This is a genomic window from Pseudoduganella sp. UC29_71 (genome assembly GCF_042693265.1).
Lineage (GTDB): Bacteria > Pseudomonadota > Gammaproteobacteria > Burkholderiales > Burkholderiaceae_D > Rugamonas.
Genome location: NZ_CP170549.1, coordinates 922747 through 941557 on the forward strand (window position 1 = coordinate 922747; position 18811 = coordinate 941557).

Consider the following 18811-nt stretch of genomic DNA (forward strand, 5'->3'; position numbering starts at 1 on the left):
CTGAACGGCATTAGCCCTCGGGCGGTTTTTTTTCGCCTCCAAGCCAGCGCCCCGGCTGCGGGCTGCAGCCGTGGGTGACAGATAGGGCGGGTAGGGCGGGTTAGCGCAGCGTTACCCGCCGCATCAGCGCCGCCAGCGCCGCCGGCTGTTCCAGCGGTATCAAATGCCCCGAGTCCTGCACAATCTCCAGCACCGCCCCCGGAATCCCATCGCGCAGTTGCTCCGCCTGATCGGCCGAGCGCAACTGATCCTGCGCAGCCGCCACCACCAGCGTAGGGCAAGCGATAGCCCCCAGCCGCTCCACATCGCCGCGCTCCAGCAAAGACTGGCGCAGGAACACCTCCCGCCCCAGCCGCTCCCCCATGGCGCGCACACGCGCAATCAAGACCTCGTCGCGCACCCGGTCCGGATGCAGCGACGTGACGATGGCGCCCTTGCTCAAGCCCCGGAATGGTCCCGGCGGCGTATTCAGCGCAGCCTTGGCGCGCTGTTCGCGCGTGCTTTGCGAATCCGGCCGCGCGGAGGTGGCGATCAATATCAGCGACTGCACGCGCTGCGGCGCCAGGCGCGCCATTTCGCGGGCGATGTAGCCGCCCATCGAAAATCCGGCCAGCGTAAACACCGGAGGACAGGCAGCCAGGATGTGGCGCGCCATCTCCTCCACCGTGGCACCCTCGCGCAAGCTGGCATGGACGATGGGCGTGTCCGCGCCGAGCAGGGGCAGCACGTCGTCCCACAGCGTTTCGTCCAGCATGTAGCCGGGGATCAGGACTAGAGGTGTCATAAGCTTGAAAGTGTTTTGAACTGGGCGGCGCGCCGGCGCGAGACTTCCACTGCCGGTCCGTCGCGCAGCGTCAGGTCAAGACCACCGGCCTCGTTCGGCGCCACGCCGCGCACGTGGTCCAGGTTGACGATGTGGCGGCGGCTGGCGCGGAAGAAGCGCTGCGGATCGAGCTTCTCTTCCAGCTGCGTCAGCGTGCGCAGCATCAGTGGCTGCTGGCCGTCGAAGTACACGCGCGTGTAATTGCCCTCGGACTCGAACAGGCGGATATCGTGCAGCGCGACGAACCAGCAGCGCTCGCCGTCCTTGATAAACAGCTTCTGCGGCGGGCGCGGGGCATCAGCGCCGTCCATGGCGCCGTTCATACCGCCATCCGGGACTCCCGGTGCCGCCCCGGCCCTGGCGCAGGCGACTGCGCCGGCCCGCGTCCCGCCGGCCAGCGCTGCGGCGGCTTGCCTGCGCTGCACCGCGCGCGCCAGCGCCGCCGCCATGCGCGCGGGCTGAATCGGTTTCTGCAAGTAGTCGAGGGCATTCACTTCAAAGGCCTGCAGCGCGTAGCGGTCGAAAGCCGTGGTGAAGATCACGTCCGGCACGCTGTCGAGCGAAGCAAGCAGGTCGAAGCCGCTGCCGCCGGGCATCTGCACGTCGAGCAACAGCAGGTCCGGCTGCAGGGCCGCGATCTGCGTCAGCGCGTCGGCCGCACTCACCGCTTCGCCGACGATCTCCGCGTTCGGATGCGCCGCCAGCAGGCGCCGCAGTTCCGCGCGCGCCAGGCGCTCGTCATCGACCAGCAGCACGCGCATCAGGCAGCCTCCGGCAAGGTCAGCGTGGCGCGCACCCAGCCGCCGTGTTCCGCCAGTTCCAGGCTGGCGCCGTTGCCCACCGCCAGCGCGAGCCGCTTGCGCGCATTGCTCAAGCCCACCTGCGTGGAGTTGCTGAACTGGCGCAGCGCGCCGGTGTTGGCGATCTCGATGCGCACGCAGCCTGCTTCGCGCCGCGCGCTGATGGTGATGTCGCTGCCGGTGGTGCTGCCTTCCACGCCGTACTTGACCGCGTTCTCCACCAGCGTCTGCAGCGACATCGGCGGCACCTGCACGGTTTCCGTACCGGCCTCGATATGCAGGCTGGCGCGCAGGCGCTCCTCAAAGCGGATCTGCTCGATCGCCAGGTAAGCCTGCACCGCCTCCAGCTCCGAGGCCAGCGACACCGTGTCGGACTGCCCCGACTGCAGGGCATAGCGCATCAGGCTGGCCAGCTGGTCTATCATCTGCGCCGCCGCATCGCGGTCCTCATACATCAGGCCGCGCACGCTGTTCAGGCTATTGAAGAAGAAGTGCGGATTCACCTGCGCCTGCAGGGCGCGCAGCTCGGCGTCCATGGAACTGACTTGCAGGCGCAGCGTCTCCGCCTCGGCACGCGCCGCGCGGCCGATTGCTTTCACCATCAGGTAAAAGCCGGTCCAACTGACGAATACCAGCGCCCAGAAGATCAGCGCCATCGGCAGGAAGCCGTAGCTGGCCGGCGACGCGTGCTGAATCAGCTTGATGCCGAGCGTGACGCTGGCCGCCTGCAGCGGCGACAGCACCAGCGCCGGCACCGCAAACATCTGCCAGCGGATGCGCGGCGCATGCCAGCCCTGGCGCTTGAAAAGCCAGTGCCAGGCGTGCGACAGCAACAACCCGCTGGCTGCCGCCCACACTGTGGTCAGCAGCACGCCCTTCATGTGCAGCGCCCAGCTGTAGGTGGCCAGCACGAACAGCAGGATGCAGAGCCAGCCGCTTAGCTGCAGTGTCCAGTACCAGTTGATGCGCGAGAGCCAGGGGCGGGCCGAGTAGTCCATTACATTGGATTCAAAAATTGGTCGATGCGAGCATACATCCAATCGGGATCGTCGTACATGATGAAGTGGCGCGCGGTATCGGTCAGCTCGAACTGCACGTTGGGCAGCAGCCGGTACTGGCTTTGATACATGCCTTCGATCGCGCTGCGGGGCAGCACGCCCTTATGGGCGGCCCAGCCGGCCAGCACCAGCGTCGGTGCGGTAACGCGGGCCAGGTCGGGACGCAGATCGTGCGACAGCATCTGGTACATGGACGTTGCCATGGTCTTGCGGTCCGATTTCTGGCCCCAGCCCACAATGCGTTCGACGTTCGCGGTGGCGGTCACCATGGTGCCTGCGGTGCGGCGCTGCTGCGCCGCGAAGCTGGCGTCGTCCGCTTGCAGCGTGCGGTCGCGTACCTGGGCGGCGGCCGCCTCCAGCTGCTCTCGCGTCATGTTTGGCATCTGGGTCGCCGCCAGCGCGGGCAGCATATCCACCACCACCACGCGGCCCACCTGCGCCGGATGGTCCGCCGCCAGCTTGAGCGCCAGGTAGGCGCCCATGCTGTGGCCGATCAGCACCGGCTGCGCCATCTTGTTGTCCGCGATGTAGTCGGACAGCTGCTGCTCCGCCGTCGGCAGCAGCGGTGCGTCGATGGGGGGCGTGCCGGCAAAGCCGGCCAGCGTCAGCACGTGACACTGCCGCGTGGCGCAGAAACGCTGCACCGTGCCGGCCCACACCTCGCCCGGCGAGGCCAGGCCGGGGATCAGGATCACCGGCGCGCCGCTGCCGGTCACCTTCACGGTGAAGGCCGGATGGCTGGCGGCGAAGGACGTGCCGGTGGCGGACAGCAGGGCGCCGGCGAACAGGGCGCGGGAGAGCAGGCGTTTGAACATGGTGCGTATCCTCTGGTTGGTTGCGATGCTTGGTTGCGATGAAGACCGATGCTATCGGCGCGTTGTCCGCCCGGCCACGGCCTTGGGATGAACGGCAAAAATTGAGGATGAACGGCGCGACGCACTGGTGTATATTTGCCAACCAGGTATTGCCACATTCACCACCACTGAGCGAGCCGCACGTGAGAGTACACCGTCTGAAATCCCTTATTGCCCCGCTGGCCGCTGCCAGTGCCATGCTGCTGGCCCCAAGCGCCGCAGCCCTGCCGAGCACCAGCGACACCCGCATGCTGAGCGAGCCCGCCGTCTCGGCGCGCCACATCGCCTTCATGTACGCCGGCGACCTTTGGCTCGCCAACCTGGACGGCAGCGCGCCGCGCCGCCTCACGTCGGACGTGGGCGAGAAGTCCAACCCGGTGTTCTCCCCGGACGGCAAGCTGCTGGCCTACACCGCGCAGCTGGACGGCAACTGGGACGTATACGTGCTGCCGGTGGAAGGCGGGGTACCCAAGCGCCTGACCTACCATCCCGGCCAGGACATCGCGCAGGGCTTCTCCCCGGACGGCAAATCGGTGCTGTTCACCTCTCCGCGCGCAGCCTTCAACAACCGCTACCGCAAGCTGTACACGGTGCCGGTGAACGGCGGCGTGGAAACCGAACTGGAAATCCCGAACGCCGCGCGCGCCGCCTACTCGCCGGACGGCAAGCGCGTGGCCTACAACCCGTTCTCGCCCGCGTTCATGCAATGGAAGCGCTATCGCGGCGGCACCAACTCCATCCTGTGGCTGTACAGCTTCGGCGACAAATCGGTGGAAAAAATCCCGCAGCCAGCCACCTACTCGAACGACGTCGACCCCATCTGGATTGGCGACACGGTCTACTTCCGCTCCGACCGCAGCGGCGAATTCAACCTGCACGCCTACGACCTGAAAACCAAGGCCGTGCGCCAGATCACCGACCACCGCGACTTCCCGGTGCTGAACATCTCCGCCGCCGGCAACACGCTGGTGTACGAACAGGCGGGCTACCTGCACACGCTGGACCTGGGCGGCGTGCAGGCCAATGCGCAAGCGAACGCGCAAGGCCGCAAGCTCACCATCGGCGTCAGCGCCGACCTGGGCCTGTCGCGCGAGCGCTGGGTGCGCGGCGCCAGGTACATCCGCAACGCCTCCATCTCGCCATCCGGCGCGCGCGTGGCCTACGAATTCCGGGGCGAGATCGTCACCATCCCCGCCGACAAGGGCGACGTGCGCAACCTGACGCAGAGCGCCTCCGCGCATGAGCGCAACCCGGCCTGGTCGCCGGACGGCCGCTCGGTGGCTTACGTGTCCGACGAATCGGGCGAATACGAACTGCACATCCGCCAGCAAGACGGCAAGGGCGCCGTGAAGAAGTTCAAGCTCACCGGCGCCGGCTACTACGACAACCTGGTCTGGTCGCCGGACTGCAAGAAGATCGCCTACACCGACAACGCCTGGACCATGTACGTGCTGGACGTCGCCACCGGCGCCACGAAGAAGATCGCATCCGAACCGCTGTACGGCGTGAACAAGACGCTGCGCGCGGCCTGGGCGCCGGACTCGCGCTGGATCGCCTACACGCTCAACTCCATGAGCTACACGCGCTCGGCCTACATCTACTCGCTGGAACAGAACAAATCGTATGCCGTGACAGACGGCCTGTCGGACGTGGCCAACCCCGTGTTCGACAAGAGCGGCAAATACCTGTACTTCTTCGCCTCCACCAACGCCGGTCCAAGCAACAACTGGTTCTCGCAGCAGAACGAGGACAACCTCGTCACGCGCACCATCTGGATGGCGGTGCTGCGGCGCGACCTGCCTTCGCCGCTGATCAAGGAGAGCGACGAAGAGAAGGGCACGGCCGCGCCCAAGGAAAAAGAACCCGAGAAGAAGGAAATCGCCAAGGCCAAGTCCGAAACCGAAACGGCCGAGACGCCCAAGGTCGATCCGAAAACCGGCCGCGACGACCCCAAGGTGGCGCTGACCGTGGTGCCGCCCATCAGCATCGACTTCGACGGCATCGAAACGCGCATCATCGACCTGCCGGTGCCCGCCGCGCAGATTAGCGACCTGGAAGCCGGCGCCGCCGGCCAGATCTTCTTCACGCGCGAAGCGGACGGCAAAAAGGCCGTGCAGCGCTTCGACCTGAAAGACCGCAAGGCCGAAACCCTGGTGGCCGAAGTGGACGGCTACGACATCTCGGCCGACGGCAAGAAACTGCTCTACAAGCTGAAGGACAACTGGGTGATGGGCTCGGCCACCGGCAAGATGCTGCCCGCCGGCGAAGGCCGCATCAAGGTCGACAACATCGAGGTGAAGGCGGTGCCGCGCGCCGAATGGGAGCAGATCTTCAACGAAGCCTGGCGCATCAACCGCGACTTCTTCTACGATCCTGGCATGCACGGCGTGGACTGGAACAAGATGCGCGCCAAATACGCCGCCTTCCTGCCCGAACTGTCCAGCCGCGCGGACCTGAACCGCCTGATCCAGTGGATGTGCAGCGAACTGGCGGTGGGCCACCATCGCGGCGGCGGCGGCGACAACTTCATCGAAAGCCGCGCCGTGCCGGGCGGCCTGCTGGGCGCGGACTACGAGATCGCCAACGGCCGCTACCGCTTCAAGAAAGTGTACGGAGGCCTGAACTGGAACCCCACGCTGCGCGCGCCGCTCACCGAGCCGGGGCTGAACGTGAAGGCGGGCGAATACCTGCTGGCGGTGGAAAGCCGTCCGCTGCTGCCGCCCACCAATCTGTACAGCGCTTTCGAGAATACCGCCAACAAGGCCATCGACATCACCGTTGGCCCCAACCCGGACGGCAGCAAGTCGCGCACTATCACCGTGGTGCCGGTGGCCAGCGAGGACGCGCTGCGCAACCGCGACTGGGTGGAAGGGAACATCCGCAAGGTGCACGCCGCCACCAACGGCCGCGTGGCCTACGTCTACGTGCCCAACACCGCGAGCCTGGGCCACACCTACTTCAAGCGCTACTTCTTCCCACAGGCCGACAAGGACGCCGTCATCATCGACGAACGCTTCAACGGCGGCGGCAGCGTGGCGGACTACTACATCGAGATCCTGCAGAAGAAGGAAATCGCCTGGTGGACCATGCGCTACGGCGCCGACATGAAAACGCCGTCCGCCTCCATCCAGGGGCCGCGCGCCATGCTGATCGACGAGACGGCCGGCTCCGGCGGCGACCTGTTGCCGTGGATGTTCCGCAAGAACCAGATGGGACCCCTGATCGGCAAGCGCACCTGGGGCGGGCTGGTCGGCATCCTCGGCTTCCCGGTGCTGATGGACGGCGGCTTCATCATGGCGCCCAACCTGGCGTTCTGGACGCGCGACGGCGGCTGGGGCGTGGAGAACGAAGGCGTGGCGCCGGACATCGAGGTCGAGCAAACCCCGGCGCTGGTGATCGCCGGCCGCGACCCGCAGCTGGAGAAAGCGATCGACGTGATCAAGGCAGAACTGGCGAAGAACCCGCCGGTGCGGCCGGTGCACCCCGCCTTCCCGGACAAGAGCAAGTAATCCGGCGGCTCAGCTGATGCGACTCAACTGATGCGGCTCAATTTGCGCCGCATCAGCTGCGGGTACGCAAACCAAACGCTGATCAGCAGCACGAAGGCGCTGCCGCCGCCGATGGCGGCCACAGTGGTATCGCCGGTCACCATCTGCAGCACCACGAACACGTCCAGCGAAATGGCGGCCGCCAGCGGCGCCAGCGCGTAGCAGATGCAGCGCGACGACAGCGATGTGGCGCGCCGTGAAATATGAAAAGGCTCGGCCTGCCGGTGATACGCGGCCGGCAGCATCACCAGCGCAATCGCCACCACCACCAGGGCCAACGCCGCCACGTGGCAATCCTGCACCAGCATGGGCAGCTTCTTGAACGGCTCGTTGAACACGGCTATGGTCTGAAATCCGAACAGCGCCTGGATACCCGGCAGCAGCATGCGCGCCTCCTCGATGATGCGACCCATCTGCTCCTTCAGCGACTCCGCTTCCACCTGCTCACGCATAGACGCCTCCATTGATGAGGTGATTCTAGCGCCGCTCCCGCCAGCGTGGCGCGCCCTTCACCAGCAGCCTGAGCCGCATTCGGGGTCTGACCCCGAATGCGGCTCAGGCTGCTATGTTCAGGAGGCGGATTGTTCGGCGCGCAGGCGGCGCCAGAGGGTGGTGCGGCTGATGCCGAGGTAGTCGGCGGCGGCGTCGCGGCGGCCGCCGAAGCGGGCCAGCACGGCGGTGGCGCTTTCCTGGCTGTCCGCGCCACCCGGCGCGGTGGACGGCAGGAGGGGGGCGCCGGCGACGGCTGGCGGGGCGCCGGTGGCGCCTCGCGGCCCTGTGCTGGCACTGGCCTGCAGCTCGGGGGCGACGCTGAGCACGAAACCTGGCGTGAGCGCCTGCAGGGGCTCGGCGGCCAGGAACAGCGCCAGCCGCTCGGTCAGATTGCGCAGTTCGCGCACGTTGCCCGGCCAGCCGTAGCGCAGCAGGAGCGGGGCGCAGGCGGTGATCTCGGCGTGCAGATTGGCATGCGGCCGCGCGCCCAGCGCCGCCAACGCATTCTTCAGCGACCATTCGGCCAGCGGCACGATGTCTTCGCCGCGTTCGCGCAGCGGGGGCAGCGCCAGGCGCAGCACGGCCAGCCGGTAAAACAGGTCGGCGCGGAAGCGGCCCTCGCGCACGCGCTGTTCGAGGTCGCAGTGCGTGGCGCTGATGATGCGCACATTGATGGCGATCGGCCGCGTGCCGCCCACCCGCACCACTTCGCGTTCTTCCAGCACCCGCAGCAGGCGCGTTTGCAGCGCCAGCGGCATCTCGCCGATTTCATCGAGGAACAGCGTGCCCCGGTTGGCCGCTTCGAACAGCCCTGCATGTCCGCCGCGCCGCGCGCCGGTGAACGCGCCTTCCTCGTGCCCGAACAGCTCGGATTCGAGCAGCGACTCGGCGATGGCGCCGCAATTGACGGCCACGAAGGGCCGGTTGGTCCCCAGCGCGCGCGGCGCTTCGCGGTGGATGGCTTGCGCCACCAGTTCCTTGCCGCAGCCGGTTTCGCCCTGGATCAGCACCGTGGCGGGCGATTTCGCGTACAGCACCACGGCCTGCCGCGTCTTCTCCATGGCCGCCGAATCGCCGCGCAAGTCGTTCAGGCCATGGCGCGCGCGCAGCGTGTCGGCTACCACGCCCACGCGGGCGCGGGCGCGGTTCGATTCGAGCTGCGTCAGGCGCGCCATTTCCAGCGCGTCGTCGAAGGCGCGCCGGATGGAGGCTGCGGAGTAGACGAATACCGCCGTCAGCCCGGCTTCCTCGGCCAGGTCGGTGATCAGGCCGGCCCCCACGATGGCGCGCACGCCGGAGGCTTTCAGGTCGTTGATCTGGGCGCGCGCATCCTCTTCGGTGGCATAGGTGCGCTGCGCCACGTCGAAGCCGAAGGTGGCGGTGAACTCGGCCAGCTCAGTCATCTTGTCCTGGTAGGTGATGACGCCGATGCGCTCGGACACGCGCCGCGCGCGCGCCAGCGCCTGCATCACATCGAAACCGCTGGCCTTGGCGATCACCACCGGCACCGACAGCCGCCCCTTCAGATACGCCGCGTTCGAGCCGGCCGCGATCACCGCGTCGCAGCGCTCGGTGGCCATGCGTTCGCGGATGTGGCGCGCGGCTTCGTCAAAGCCGAGGTTGATCGGTTCGATGGTGGCCAGCTCGTCGTATTCCAGCGTGATGTCGCGGAACAGTTCCGACAGGCGCGACACTGCCACCGTCCAGATCACGGGCTTGTCGGCGGTGTCGAAGGGCAGGGGTGTCGAATGGCGCATGTTTCAATTATAGTTCATCAGCGTTTCAGTGTTTCATTATGTTGCAGTATGAAACATTCTCCAGGCAACGCCAGAGTGGCAAGTGCTTGATTTTCCTGTGTTTCACAGCTGGCACGGCCCTTGCAATACTGGCTGCAACCTAACTTGAAAGGGCATCACATGAGCCAATACTCCGCAGGCGCCGCGTTCCGCAAAGCCGTCCAGGAAGAATCCCCGCTGCAGGTCGTCGGCGCCATCAACGCCAACCACGCCCTGCTGGCCAAGCGCGCCGGCTTCAAGGCGATTTACCTGTCCGGCGGCGGCGTCGCTGCCGGTTCGCTGGGCTTGCCGGACCTGGGCATCTCGAACCTGGACGACGTGCTGACCGACGTGCGCCGCATCACCGACGTGTGCGACCTGCCGCTGCTGGTGGACGTCGATACCGGCTTTGGCGCCTCCGCCTTCAACGTGGCGCGCACCGTCAAGTCCATGATCAAGTTCGGCGCCGCCGCCATGCACATTGAAGACCAGGTAGGCGCCAAGCGCTGCGGCCACCGTCCGGGCAAGGAAATCGTGAGCAAGCAGGAGATGGTGGACCGCATCAAGGCCGCCGTGGACGCGCGCACCGATGAGAACTTCGTCATCATGGCGCGCACCGACGCGCTGGCCGTGGAAGGCCTGGACGCCGCCATCGAGCGTGCCGTGGCCTGCGTGGAAGCCGGCGCGGACATGATCTTCCCTGAAGCGATGATCTCGCTGGACATGTACAAGCAGTTCGCCAAGGCGGTGGGCGTGCCCATCCTGGCCAACATCACCGAATTCGGTTCGACCCCGTTGTTCACCGTCGACGAGCTGCGCGGCGCCGACGTGGGCCTGGTGCTGTACCCGCTGTCCGCCTTCCGCGCCATGAACAAGGCCGCCGAAAACGTCTACGGCGCGATCCGCCGCGACGGCACCCAGCAGAACGTGCTCGACACCATGCAGACCCGCATGGAACTGTACGAGCGCATCAACTATCACGATTTCGAACAGAAGCTGGACGCGCTGTTCGCCGCCCAGAAAAAATAAGCTGATATCCGAGGAGACCCCAAATGACCGAACAAGCCCCAACCTTCAAGCCTAAGAAATCCGTCGCCCTGTCCGGCGTCACCGCCGGCAATACCGCCCTGTGCTCGGTCGGCAAAACCGGCAATGACCTGCACTACCGCGGCTATGACATCCTGGACGTGGCCACCACCAGCGAATTCGAAGAAATCGCCTACCTGCTGGTGCACGGCAAGCTGCCGACCGAATCCGAACTGCGCGGCTACAAGGCCAAGCTGAGATCGCTGCGCGGCCTGCCGCAGGCGGTCAAGTCCGCGCTGGAAGCGCTGCCCGCGTCGGCCCACCCGATGGACGTGATGCGCACCGGCTGCTCCGTGCTGGGCTGCGTGCTGCCGGAGAAGGACGACCACAACGTGCCCGGCGCGCGCGACATCGCCGACCGCCTGATGGCCTCCTTCGGCTCCATGCTGCTGTACTGGTACCACTTCAGCCACAATGGCAAGCGCATCGAAGTGGAAACCGACGACGACTCCATCGGCGGCCATTTCCTGCACCTGCTGCACGGCGAGAAGCCTTCCGAATCGTGGGTGAAAGCCATGCACGTATCGCTGATCCTGTACGCGGAGCACGAGTTCAACGCATCGACCTTCACCAGCCGCGTCATCGCCGGCACCGGCTCCGACATCCACTCGGCCATCACCGGCGCCATCGGCGCGCTGCGCGGCCCGAAACACGGCGGCGCCAACGAATTCGCCTTCGAGATCCAGAAGCGCTACGAAAACGCCGACGAAGCCGAAGCGGACATCCGCAAGCGCGTGGAGAACAAGGAAGTGGTGATCGGTTTCGGCCACCCTGTCTACACCATCTCCGACCCGCGCAACGTGGTCATCAAGGAAGTGGCGCGCAAGCTGTCCGAGGAAGCCGGTTCGACCAAGATGTTCGACATCGCCGAGCGCCTGGAATCGGTCATGTGGGAAATCAAGAAGATGTTCCCCAACCTGGACTGGTTCTCTGCCGTGTCGTACCACATGATGGGCGTGCCGACCGCCATGTTCACGCCGCTGTTCGTCATCTCGCGCACTTCCGGCTGGGCTGCGCACATCATCGAACAGCGCATTGACAACAAGATCATCCGCCCGAGTGCGAACTACGTCGGCCCGGATGACCTGAAATTCGTGCCGATCAAGGACCGTAAATAATGAACACCGCATTCCGTAAAGCCCTCCCGGGCACCAAGCTCGATTTCTTCGACGCGCGCGCCGCCGTCGATGCGATCCTTCCCGGCGCATACGACAAGCTGCCCTACACCTCGCGCGTGCTGGCCGAAAACCTGGTGCGCCGCTGCGACCCGGCCGCGCTGAACGCTTCGCTGTCCCAGCTGATAGAGCGCAAGCGCGACCTGGACTTCCCATGGTTCCCGGCGCGCGTGGTGTGCCACGACATCCTGGGCCAGACCGCGCTGGTGGACCTGGCCGGCCTGCGCGACGCCATTGCCCTGCAGGGCGGCGACCCGGCGCTGGTCAATCCCGTGGTGCCGACCCAGCTGGTGGTGGACCACTCGCTGGCGGTGGAGTGCGGCGGTTTCGACCCGGACGCCTTCGAAAAAAACCGCGCCATCGAAGAGCGCCGCAACGAGGACCGCTTCGACTTCATCAACTGGACCAAGAAGGCGTTCAAGAACGTTGACGTGATCCCGCCGGGTAACGGCATCCTGCACCAGATCAACCTGGAGCGCATGTCGCCGGTGGTGCAGGTGCAGGACGGCGTGGCCTTCCCGGACACGCTGGTCGGCACCGACTCCCACACCCCCATGGTGGACGCGCTGGGCGTGATCGCCATCGGCGTGGGCGGCCTGGAAGCGGAAAGCGTGATGCTGGGCCGCGCCTCGTGGATGCGCCTGCCGGACATCATCGGCGTGGAGCTGACCGGCAAGCCGCAGCCTGGCATCACCGCCACCGACACGGTGCTGGCGCTGACCGAATTCCTGCGCAAGGAAAAAGTGGTGTCGTCCTACCTGGAGTTCTTCGGCGAGGGCGCATCGCACCTGACCTTGGGCGACCGCGCCACCATCTCCAACATGGCGCCGGAATTCGGTTCCACCGCCGCGATGTTCTACATCGACGAGCAGACCATCAAGTACCTGAAGCTGACCGGCCGCGACGCCGCGCTGGTGGACCTGGTCGAAGTCTACGCCAAGGAAACCGGCCTGTGGGCCGACACGCTGAAGCATGCCGAATACGAGCGCGTGATCCGCTTCGACCTGTCCACCGTGGTGCGCAACATCGCCGGCCCGTCCAATCCGCACAAGCGCGTGCCCACTTCCGAGCTGGCCGCGCGCGGCATCTCCGGCGTGGTGGAAAACGAGCCGGGCCTGATGCCCGACGGCGCCGTCATCATCGCCGCCATCACCAGCTGTACCAACACCAACAACCCGCGCAACATGATCGCCGCCGGCCTGCTGGCGCGTAACGCCAACAAGCTGGGCCTGACCCGCAAGCCATGGGTGAAAAGCTCGCTGGCGCCCGGCTCCAAGGCTGTCACCTTATACCTGGAAGAAGCGCACCTGATGCCTGAGCTGGAGCAGCTGGGCTTTGGCGTGGTCGCTTACGCCTGCACCACCTGCAACGGCATGTCCGGCGCGCTGGACCCGGCGATCCAGAAGGAGGTCATCGACCGCGACCTGTACGCCACCGCCGTCCTGTCGGGCAACCGCAACTTCGATGGCCGCATCCACCCGTACGCCAAGCAGGCTTTCCTGGCTTCGCCGCCGCTGGTGGTGGCCTACGCCATTGCCGGCACCATCCGCTTCGACATTGAAAAAGACGTGCTGGGCGTGAGCGCAGACGGCAAGGAGATCCGCCTGGCCGATATCTGGCCGAGCGACGAGGATATCGACGCGCTGGTGGCCGCCAGCGTCAAGCCCGAGCACTTCCACAAGGTCTACATCCCGATGTTCGCCAAGCAGGCCGACGACGGCGTGAAAGTGAGCCCACTGTACGACTGGCGCCCGCAGACCACCTACATCCGCCGTCCGCCGTACTGGGAAGGTGCGCTGGCCGGCGCGCGCACCCTGTCGGGCATGCGTCCGCTGGCGGTCCTGGGCGACAACATCACCACGGACCACCTGTCGCCGTCCAACGCCATCATGATGGACAGCGCGGCCGGCGAGTACCTGCACAAGATGGGCCTGCCGGAAGAGGACTTCAACTCTTACGCCACCCATCGTGGCGACCACCTGACCGCGCAGCGCGCCACCTTCGCCAATCCGACGCTGAAGAACGAAATGGTGCGGGAAGACGGCAAGGTGAAAGCCGGTTCGCTGGCGCGCGTTGAGCCGGATGGCAAGGTCACGCGCATGTGGGAAGCCATCGAGACCTATATGGAGCGCAAGCAGCCGCTGATCATCATCGCCGGCGCCGACTACGGCCAGGGTTCCTCGCGCGACTGGGCGGCGAAGGGCGTGCGCCTGGCAGGCGTGGAAGCCATCGTCGCCGAAGGCTTCGAGCGCATCCACCGCACCAACCTGGTGGGCATGGGCGTGCTGCCGCTGGAGTTCATGCCGGGCGTGAACCGCCTGACCCTGAACATCGACGGCACCGAGACCTACGACGTGAAAGGCGAGCGCACCCCGCGCGCCACGCTCACGCTGGTCATCACGCGCAAGAACGGTGAACAGCTCAGCGTTCCCGTGATCTGCCGCCTGGACACCGCCGAGGAAGTGTCGATCTACGAAGCGGGCGGCGTGCTGCAGCGCTTCGCGCAGGACTTCCTTGAATCCGTGAAGGCGGCATGACCATGGCGCACGCACCCCAAATCAAAATCGCCGCCACCTACATGCGCGGCGGCACCAGCAAGGGCGTGTTCTTCCGGCTGCAGGACTTGCCGGAAGCGGCGCGCGTTCCCGGCAAGGCGCGCGACGCCTTGCTGCTGCGCGTGATCGGCAGCCCCGACCCGTACGGCAAGCAGATCGACGGCATGGGCGGCGCCACCTCGAGCACCAGCAAGACGGTAATCCTGTCCAAGTCCGCGAAAGCGGACCATGACGTGGACTACCTGTTCGGCCAGGTTTCCATCGACAAGGCCTTTGTCGACTGGAGCGGCAACTGCGGCAACCTGTCCGCCGCCGTGGGCGCCTTCGCCATCAGCGGAGGCCTGGTGGACGCGGCCCGCGTGCCGCGCGACGGCGTGGCCGTGGTGCGCATCTGGCAGGCCAATATCGGCAAGACCATCATCGCCCACGTCCCGATGACCCATGGCGAAGTGCAGGAAACCGGCGACTTCGAACTGGACGGCGTGACCTTCCCTGCCGCCGAAGTGCAGCTCGAATTCATGGACCCTGCGGCGGACGAGGAGGGCGCCGGCGCGGGGGCAAGCAAGTCCATGTTCCCGACCGGGAACCTGGTGGACGAGCTGGAAGTGCCGGGCGTCGGCACCTTCAGGGCCACCATGATCAACGCCGGCATCCCGACCATCTTCGTCAACGCAACGGACATCGGCTATACCGGCACCGAGCTGCAGGACGCCATCAACGGCGACCCGCAGGCGCTGGCGCGCTTCGAAACCATCCGCGCGTACGGCGCGCTGCGCATGGGCCTCATCAAGCACATCGATGAAGCGGCGCAGCGGCAGCACACGCCCAAGGTGGCCTTCGTGGCGCCGCCTGCGGCGTACACCTCGTCCAGCGGCAAGCAGGTAGGCGCCGGCGACACCGACCTGCTGGTGCGCGCGCTTTCCATGGGCAAGCTGCACCACGCCATGATGGGCACCGCCGCGGTGGCCATCGGCACGGCGGCGGCGGTGCCGGGCACGCTGGTGAACCTGGCGGCGGGCGGCGGCGCGCGCAATGCGGTGCGCTTCGGCCATCCGTCCGGCACGCTGCGCGTCGGCGCCGAAGCGACCAGCAACGGCGGCGAATGGAGCGTCACCAAAGCCATCATGAGCCGCAGTGCGCGCGTGCTGATGGAAGGCTGGGTCAGGGTGCCCGGCGACGCGTTCTAGAGCGCCATAACCCTTGCATTGTTGTAACTATGCCCGCTTCTCGCGGGCATAGCCGCTTTTAGAGGGCGCAGTCGGCGTGCGAAGTGGCGGACCCGCATATTGTGGTTTATGATCTGCCAACTACGCTGCCGCAAGGAGACAGGCATCGTCCCAACTAAGGTGCCCAGGTGTACATGAGTCGTGTTCCGCCCCCTCCGGATTCCGTAGCCGAGGCTTTGCAGCTGATCGGCCTGCCCGCGTGCGCGTGCGGCAGCGACGGCCGCGTGCTCGCCTCCAGTCCCGAGCTGGACGTCTTGCTCGGCTTTGCGGCCAAGGGACGGCTGGCGGCCGACGTGTTCGCGCGCCATGTGCGCAACGACAGCATGGCGCGGCTGGGCGAAGCGCTGGCCGGCGGCGCTGCGGCGGCTGCGCCGCGTCAATGGGACAGCTGCCTGGCCCATGCCGACGGCCAGTACATCCCGGTGCAAGCCACGCTCAAGCCGCTGCCCGGAGAGGGGGGAGCCTGCGGCGCCATGGTGGTGTTTCACGACACCAGCGGCTTCCAGCGCGACCAGCGCGCGCTGCGCAAGACGCTGCTCGAACAGCAGGCCATCCTGGAAAACGCGGCGGTCGGCATCATCTTCGGCAAGGCCGGCTTCATCATCGAATGCAATATCCGCGCGGCGGAAATGTTCGGCTACGCGCGCGACGAAATGGAAGGCGCCAGCGGCAACGTGCTGTACGCCACGGACGAAGTCCGGCTGCGCGTGGCCGAGCAATCGCGCCCCTTGCTCGCGCAGGGCCAGTCCTACAAGTCCGAAGTGCAGCTGCGCCGCAAGGACGGCACGCTGTTCTGGGGCCGCATCTACGGCCGTTCGCTGGACCCGTCCGACATGGCCGAAGGCACGGTGTGGATCGTGGAAGACATCAGCGAGCAGCGCGCGGCCGAGGAGAGCATGCGCCAGCTGCTGATGGAGCAGAAGGCCATCCTGGACAATGCCTCGGTCGGCATCCTGTTCACCAAGTCGCAGACGCTGCTGAGCTGCAATCCGCGCATGGCCGAAATGTTCGGCTACACGCGCGAGGAGATGTATGGCCGGCCGTCGGTGGAAGTGTTCGAGTCGCCGGAAGCGTACGCCGCGTTCGGCCGGGAGGCCGGACCGCTGCTGGGCAGCGGCCTGCCGTTCGAGAAGCGGGAGTTCCAGTTCAAGCGCAAGGACGGCAGCCTGCTGTGGTGCCGCGTGCGCGCCCAGGCGATCAGCCACGAGAGCAGCGACGGCGGCACCATCTGGATACTGGAAGACATCACGCAGTCGCGCCAGACGCAGATGGAAGTCGAAGCCATCATGACCAACGCGTCGATCAGCATCCTGTTCACCAAGAACCGCGTCATCACGCGCTACAACCGCGGCTTCGCCGAGATGTTCCGCTACGAGGGCGACGAGGGCCTGGGCTTGCCCGGCATGTCGCTGTATCCATCGCGGGACGCCTACGAGCGCCTGGGCGCGGCCGCCACGCCCTTCCTGATGGTGGGCAAGCCCTTCCAGACCGAAGTGGAAATGCGGCGCAAGGACAACACCACTTTCTGGGCACAGCTGATCGCCTACGTGGTGAATCCGGAGGACCCCAGCCAGGGCACCATCTGGATCGCGGAGGACCGCACCGAGCAGAAGCTGGCCGAGGAATCGCTGCGCAACGCGCTGCTGGAAAACCAGGCCATACTCGACAGCGCCGTGCTGGGCATCTCGGTGTGCGAAGGCGGCTTCAACCTGCGCTGCAACGCCAAGATGGAAGAGCTGTTCGGCTACGCGCCGGGCGAGATGAACAACCTGAGCGTGCAAGCCTTCTATCCCGACCTGCAGGCCTGGGATGCGGCGCGCAAGGAAACCGCGCGCGACTTCCAGGCCGGCCACGTCAACACCTCCGAATACCAGCTGGTGCGCAAGGACGGTAGCCGCTTCTGGGCGCGCCTGTCCGGCCGCCCGTTCGACATGGCGCAGCCGCACGGGCGCTCGGTCTGGCTGGTGGAGGACATCACCGCGCGCCGCGCCGACGCCGAAGCGGTGCGCCAGGCGCGTGACGAACTGGAAGTGCGGGTGCTCGAGCGCACCGCCGAACTGGCCGGCGCCAACGCCCAGCTGCAAGGCGAGATCGTCGAACGCCGCCAGGCCGAGGCGCGCGTGCACCACATGGCCTACCACGACAGCCTGACCGGCCTGCCCAACCGCGCGCTGCTGGCCGACCGCCTGGACCGCGCCATGCTGGCCGCGCAGCGCTCGAACCGGCGCCTGGCCGTGATGTTCCTGGACCTGGACCGCTTCAAGACCATCAACGATTCGCTCGGCCATATGACCGGCGACCAGCTGCTGAAGGAGGTGGCCAGCCGCCTGTGCCGCGCCGTGCGCGCCAGCGACACCGTGGCCCGCCTGGGCGGCGACGAGTTCGTGGTGCTGGTGCCGGGCATCCGCTCCATCGAGGAGGCCAGCCGCGTGGCCGAGAAAATCATCGAGGCGCTGGCCGTGCCGTTCCCGCTGGAAGGGCGCATGCTGCACATCACGCCCTCCATCGGCATTTGCGTCTACCCGGACGACGGCGAGGACGTCGAGACGCTGATGCGCCACGCCGACGGCGCCATGTACCACGCCAAGGCCTCCGGCCGGAACAACTACCAGTTCTTCACGCAGAAGATGAACGTGTCGGCGGCGCAGCATTTCGAGTTGGAGAACAGCCTGCGCAGCGCGCTGGCGCTGGGCCAGTTCGAACCGCACTTCCAGCCCATCATGGACATCGCCACGCGCCGCGTGCACACCATGGAAGTGCTGCTGCGCTGGCGCCGTCCCGGCCAGGGCCTGGTGATGCCGGACAGTTTCATTCCGCTGATCGAAGAGAACGGCATGATCGTGCCGATCGGCGAATGGGTGATGCGGCGCGCCTGCGAGCAGAGCATGGAATGGCTGAAGATGGGCCTGCAGCCGGTGCCGCTGGCGGTGAACCTGTCGCCGCGCCAGTTCATGCACCGCGGGCTGGTGGAATCGATCCGCCGCATCCTGGACGAAACCGGCATCGACCCGTCCATGATCGAATTCGAGATCACGGAAACGGCGCTGATGCAGCACGGCGAGCACACCATGGAAATCCTGGGCCAGATCAACGCCATGGGCATCCGCCTGTCGATCGACGATTTCGGCACCGGCTACTCCAGCCTGGCCTACCTGAAGCGCTTCCCGGTGAAGAAGATCAAGATCGACCGCGCCTTCATCAAGGACCTGGAGCAAAGTTCGGAAGACCGCGCCATCGTGGCGGCCATCATTGCGCTGTCGGACAGCCTGCAGATGCCGGTGGTGGCCGAAGGAGTGGAGACGGAAGGGCAGTTCGCCCTGCTGCAGCGCCAGGGCTGCCAGTACGCGCAGGGCTACCTGTTCTCGCAGCCCGTGCCGCACACTAACGCGCAGCACATGCTGGAGCGGCGGGCTTGATCC

Annotated in this window: 12 protein-coding genes; 6 read left to right on the forward strand and 6 right to left on the reverse strand. The window is 66.4% G+C overall.

What is annotated here, in order from left to right:
- Positions 1-100: 100 nt before the first annotated feature.
- From ACFJI2_RS04115 to ACFJI2_RS04130, 4 genes are read right to left on the reverse strand one after another with little or no spacing between them, the layout of a single operon-like run.
- A complete protein-coding gene (locus ACFJI2_RS04115; protein ID WP_377703862.1) occupies positions 101-784 on the reverse strand; it encodes an alpha/beta fold hydrolase in 684 nt (227 codons plus the stop codon).
- Positions 781-1584 carry a LytR/AlgR family response regulator transcription factor gene (locus tag ACFJI2_RS04120; RefSeq protein ID WP_377703863.1) on the reverse strand — a complete coding sequence of 268 codons (804 nt, stop codon included), beginning with the start codon at positions 1582-1584 and terminating at the stop codon, positions 781-783. The genes ACFJI2_RS04115 and ACFJI2_RS04120 overlap by 4 nt, the downstream gene beginning before the upstream one ends.
- Entirely contained in the window at positions 1584-2621 is a 1038-nt protein-coding gene (locus tag ACFJI2_RS04125; protein ID WP_377703864.1) for a sensor histidine kinase, read from the reverse strand. The genes ACFJI2_RS04120 and ACFJI2_RS04125 overlap by 1 nt, the downstream gene beginning before the upstream one ends.
- Positions 2621-3496, reverse strand: coding sequence for an alpha/beta fold hydrolase (locus ACFJI2_RS04130; RefSeq protein WP_377703865.1), 876 nt, complete (start codon positions 3494-3496; stop codon positions 2621-2623). Before ACFJI2_RS04130 ends, ACFJI2_RS04125 begins: the two co-directional genes overlap by 1 nt.
- Positions 3497-3678: 182 nt before the next feature.
- On the opposite strand from ACFJI2_RS04130, the gene ACFJI2_RS04135 reads away from it, so the two are divergent.
- On the forward strand, positions 3679-7044 hold the full coding sequence (locus tag ACFJI2_RS04135; protein WP_377703866.1) for a PDZ domain-containing protein: 3366 nt from the start codon (positions 3679-3681) through the stop codon (positions 7042-7044).
- A 23-nt stretch (positions 7045-7067) separates the two neighbouring features.
- Here the strand turns inward: ACFJI2_RS04135 and ACFJI2_RS04140 are convergent, their stop codons facing one another.
- Positions 7068-7535 carry a DUF6328 family protein gene (locus ACFJI2_RS04140; protein WP_219914930.1) on the reverse strand — a complete coding sequence of 156 codons (468 nt, stop codon included), beginning with the start codon at positions 7533-7535 and terminating at the stop codon, positions 7068-7070.
- Positions 7536-7652: 117 nt separating this feature from the next.
- On the reverse strand, positions 7653-9332 hold the full coding sequence (prpR, locus tag ACFJI2_RS04145) for a propionate catabolism operon regulatory protein PrpR (RefSeq protein WP_377703867.1): 1680 nt from the start codon (positions 9330-9332) through the stop codon (positions 7653-7655).
- Between the two features lie 159 nt (positions 9333-9491).
- Between prpR and prpB the strand changes: the two genes are divergently transcribed.
- From prpB to ACFJI2_RS04170, 5 genes are all read left to right on the forward strand, one after another.
- Positions 9492-10379, forward strand: coding sequence for a methylisocitrate lyase (gene prpB, locus ACFJI2_RS04150; protein WP_377703868.1), 888 nt, complete (start codon positions 9492-9494; stop codon positions 10377-10379).
- A 23-nt stretch (positions 10380-10402) separates the two neighbouring features.
- A complete protein-coding gene (prpC, locus tag ACFJI2_RS04155) occupies positions 10403-11554 on the forward strand; it encodes a 2-methylcitrate synthase (RefSeq protein ID WP_377703869.1) in 1152 nt (383 codons plus the stop codon).
- A complete protein-coding gene (gene acnD, locus ACFJI2_RS04160; RefSeq protein ID WP_377703870.1) occupies positions 11554-14148 on the forward strand; it encodes a Fe/S-dependent 2-methylisocitrate dehydratase AcnD in 2595 nt (864 codons plus the stop codon). Before prpC ends, acnD begins: the two co-directional genes overlap by 1 nt.
- A gap of 2 nt (positions 14149-14150) precedes the next feature.
- Positions 14151-15353 carry a 2-methylaconitate cis-trans isomerase PrpF gene (gene prpF / locus ACFJI2_RS04165; protein WP_377703871.1) on the forward strand — a complete coding sequence of 401 codons (1203 nt, stop codon included), beginning with the start codon at positions 14151-14153 and terminating at the stop codon, positions 15351-15353.
- 173 nt (positions 15354-15526) lie between these two features.
- On the forward strand, positions 15527-18808 hold the full coding sequence (locus tag ACFJI2_RS04170; protein WP_377703872.1) for an EAL domain-containing protein: 3282 nt from the start codon (positions 15527-15529) through the stop codon (positions 18806-18808).
- Positions 18809-18811 lie beyond the last annotated feature (3 nt).

What these genes read in the sequence shown, in the direction of transcription:
- ACFJI2_RS04115 (WP_377703862.1), bottom strand. Translation starts at nt 784, where the DNA reads ATGACACCTCTAGTCCTGATCCCCGGCTACATGCTGGACGAAACGCTG.
- ACFJI2_RS04120 (WP_377703863.1), bottom strand. Translation starts at nt 1,584, where the DNA reads ATGCGCGTGCTGCTGGTCGATGACGAGCGCCTGGCGCGCGCGGAACTG.
- ACFJI2_RS04125 (WP_377703864.1), bottom strand. Translation starts at nt 2,621, where the DNA reads ATGGACTACTCGGCCCGCCCCTGGCTCTCGCGCATCAACTGGTACTGG.
- ACFJI2_RS04130 (WP_377703865.1), bottom strand. Translation starts at nt 3,496, where the DNA reads ATGTTCAAACGCCTGCTCTCCCGCGCCCTGTTCGCCGGCGCCCTGCTG.
- ACFJI2_RS04140 (WP_219914930.1), bottom strand. Translation starts at nt 7,535, where the DNA reads ATGCGTGAGCAGGTGGAAGCGGAGTCGCTGAAGGAGCAGATGGGTCGC.
- prpR (WP_377703867.1), bottom strand. Translation starts at nt 9,332, where the DNA reads ATGCGCCATTCGACACCCCTGCCCTTCGACACCGCCGACAAGCCCGTG.
- prpB (WP_377703868.1), top strand. Translation starts at nt 9,492, where the DNA reads ATGAGCCAATACTCCGCAGGCGCCGCGTTCCGCAAAGCCGTCCAGGAA.
- prpC (WP_377703869.1), top strand. Translation starts at nt 10,403, where the DNA reads ATGACCGAACAAGCCCCAACCTTCAAGCCTAAGAAATCCGTCGCCCTG.
- acnD (WP_377703870.1), top strand. Translation starts at nt 11,554, where the DNA reads ATGAACACCGCATTCCGTAAAGCCCTCCCGGGCACCAAGCTCGATTTC.
- prpF (WP_377703871.1), top strand. Translation starts at nt 14,151, where the DNA reads ATGGCGCACGCACCCCAAATCAAAATCGCCGCCACCTACATGCGCGGC.
- ACFJI2_RS04170 (WP_377703872.1), top strand. Translation starts at nt 15,527, where the DNA reads ATGAGTCGTGTTCCGCCCCCTCCGGATTCCGTAGCCGAGGCTTTGCAG.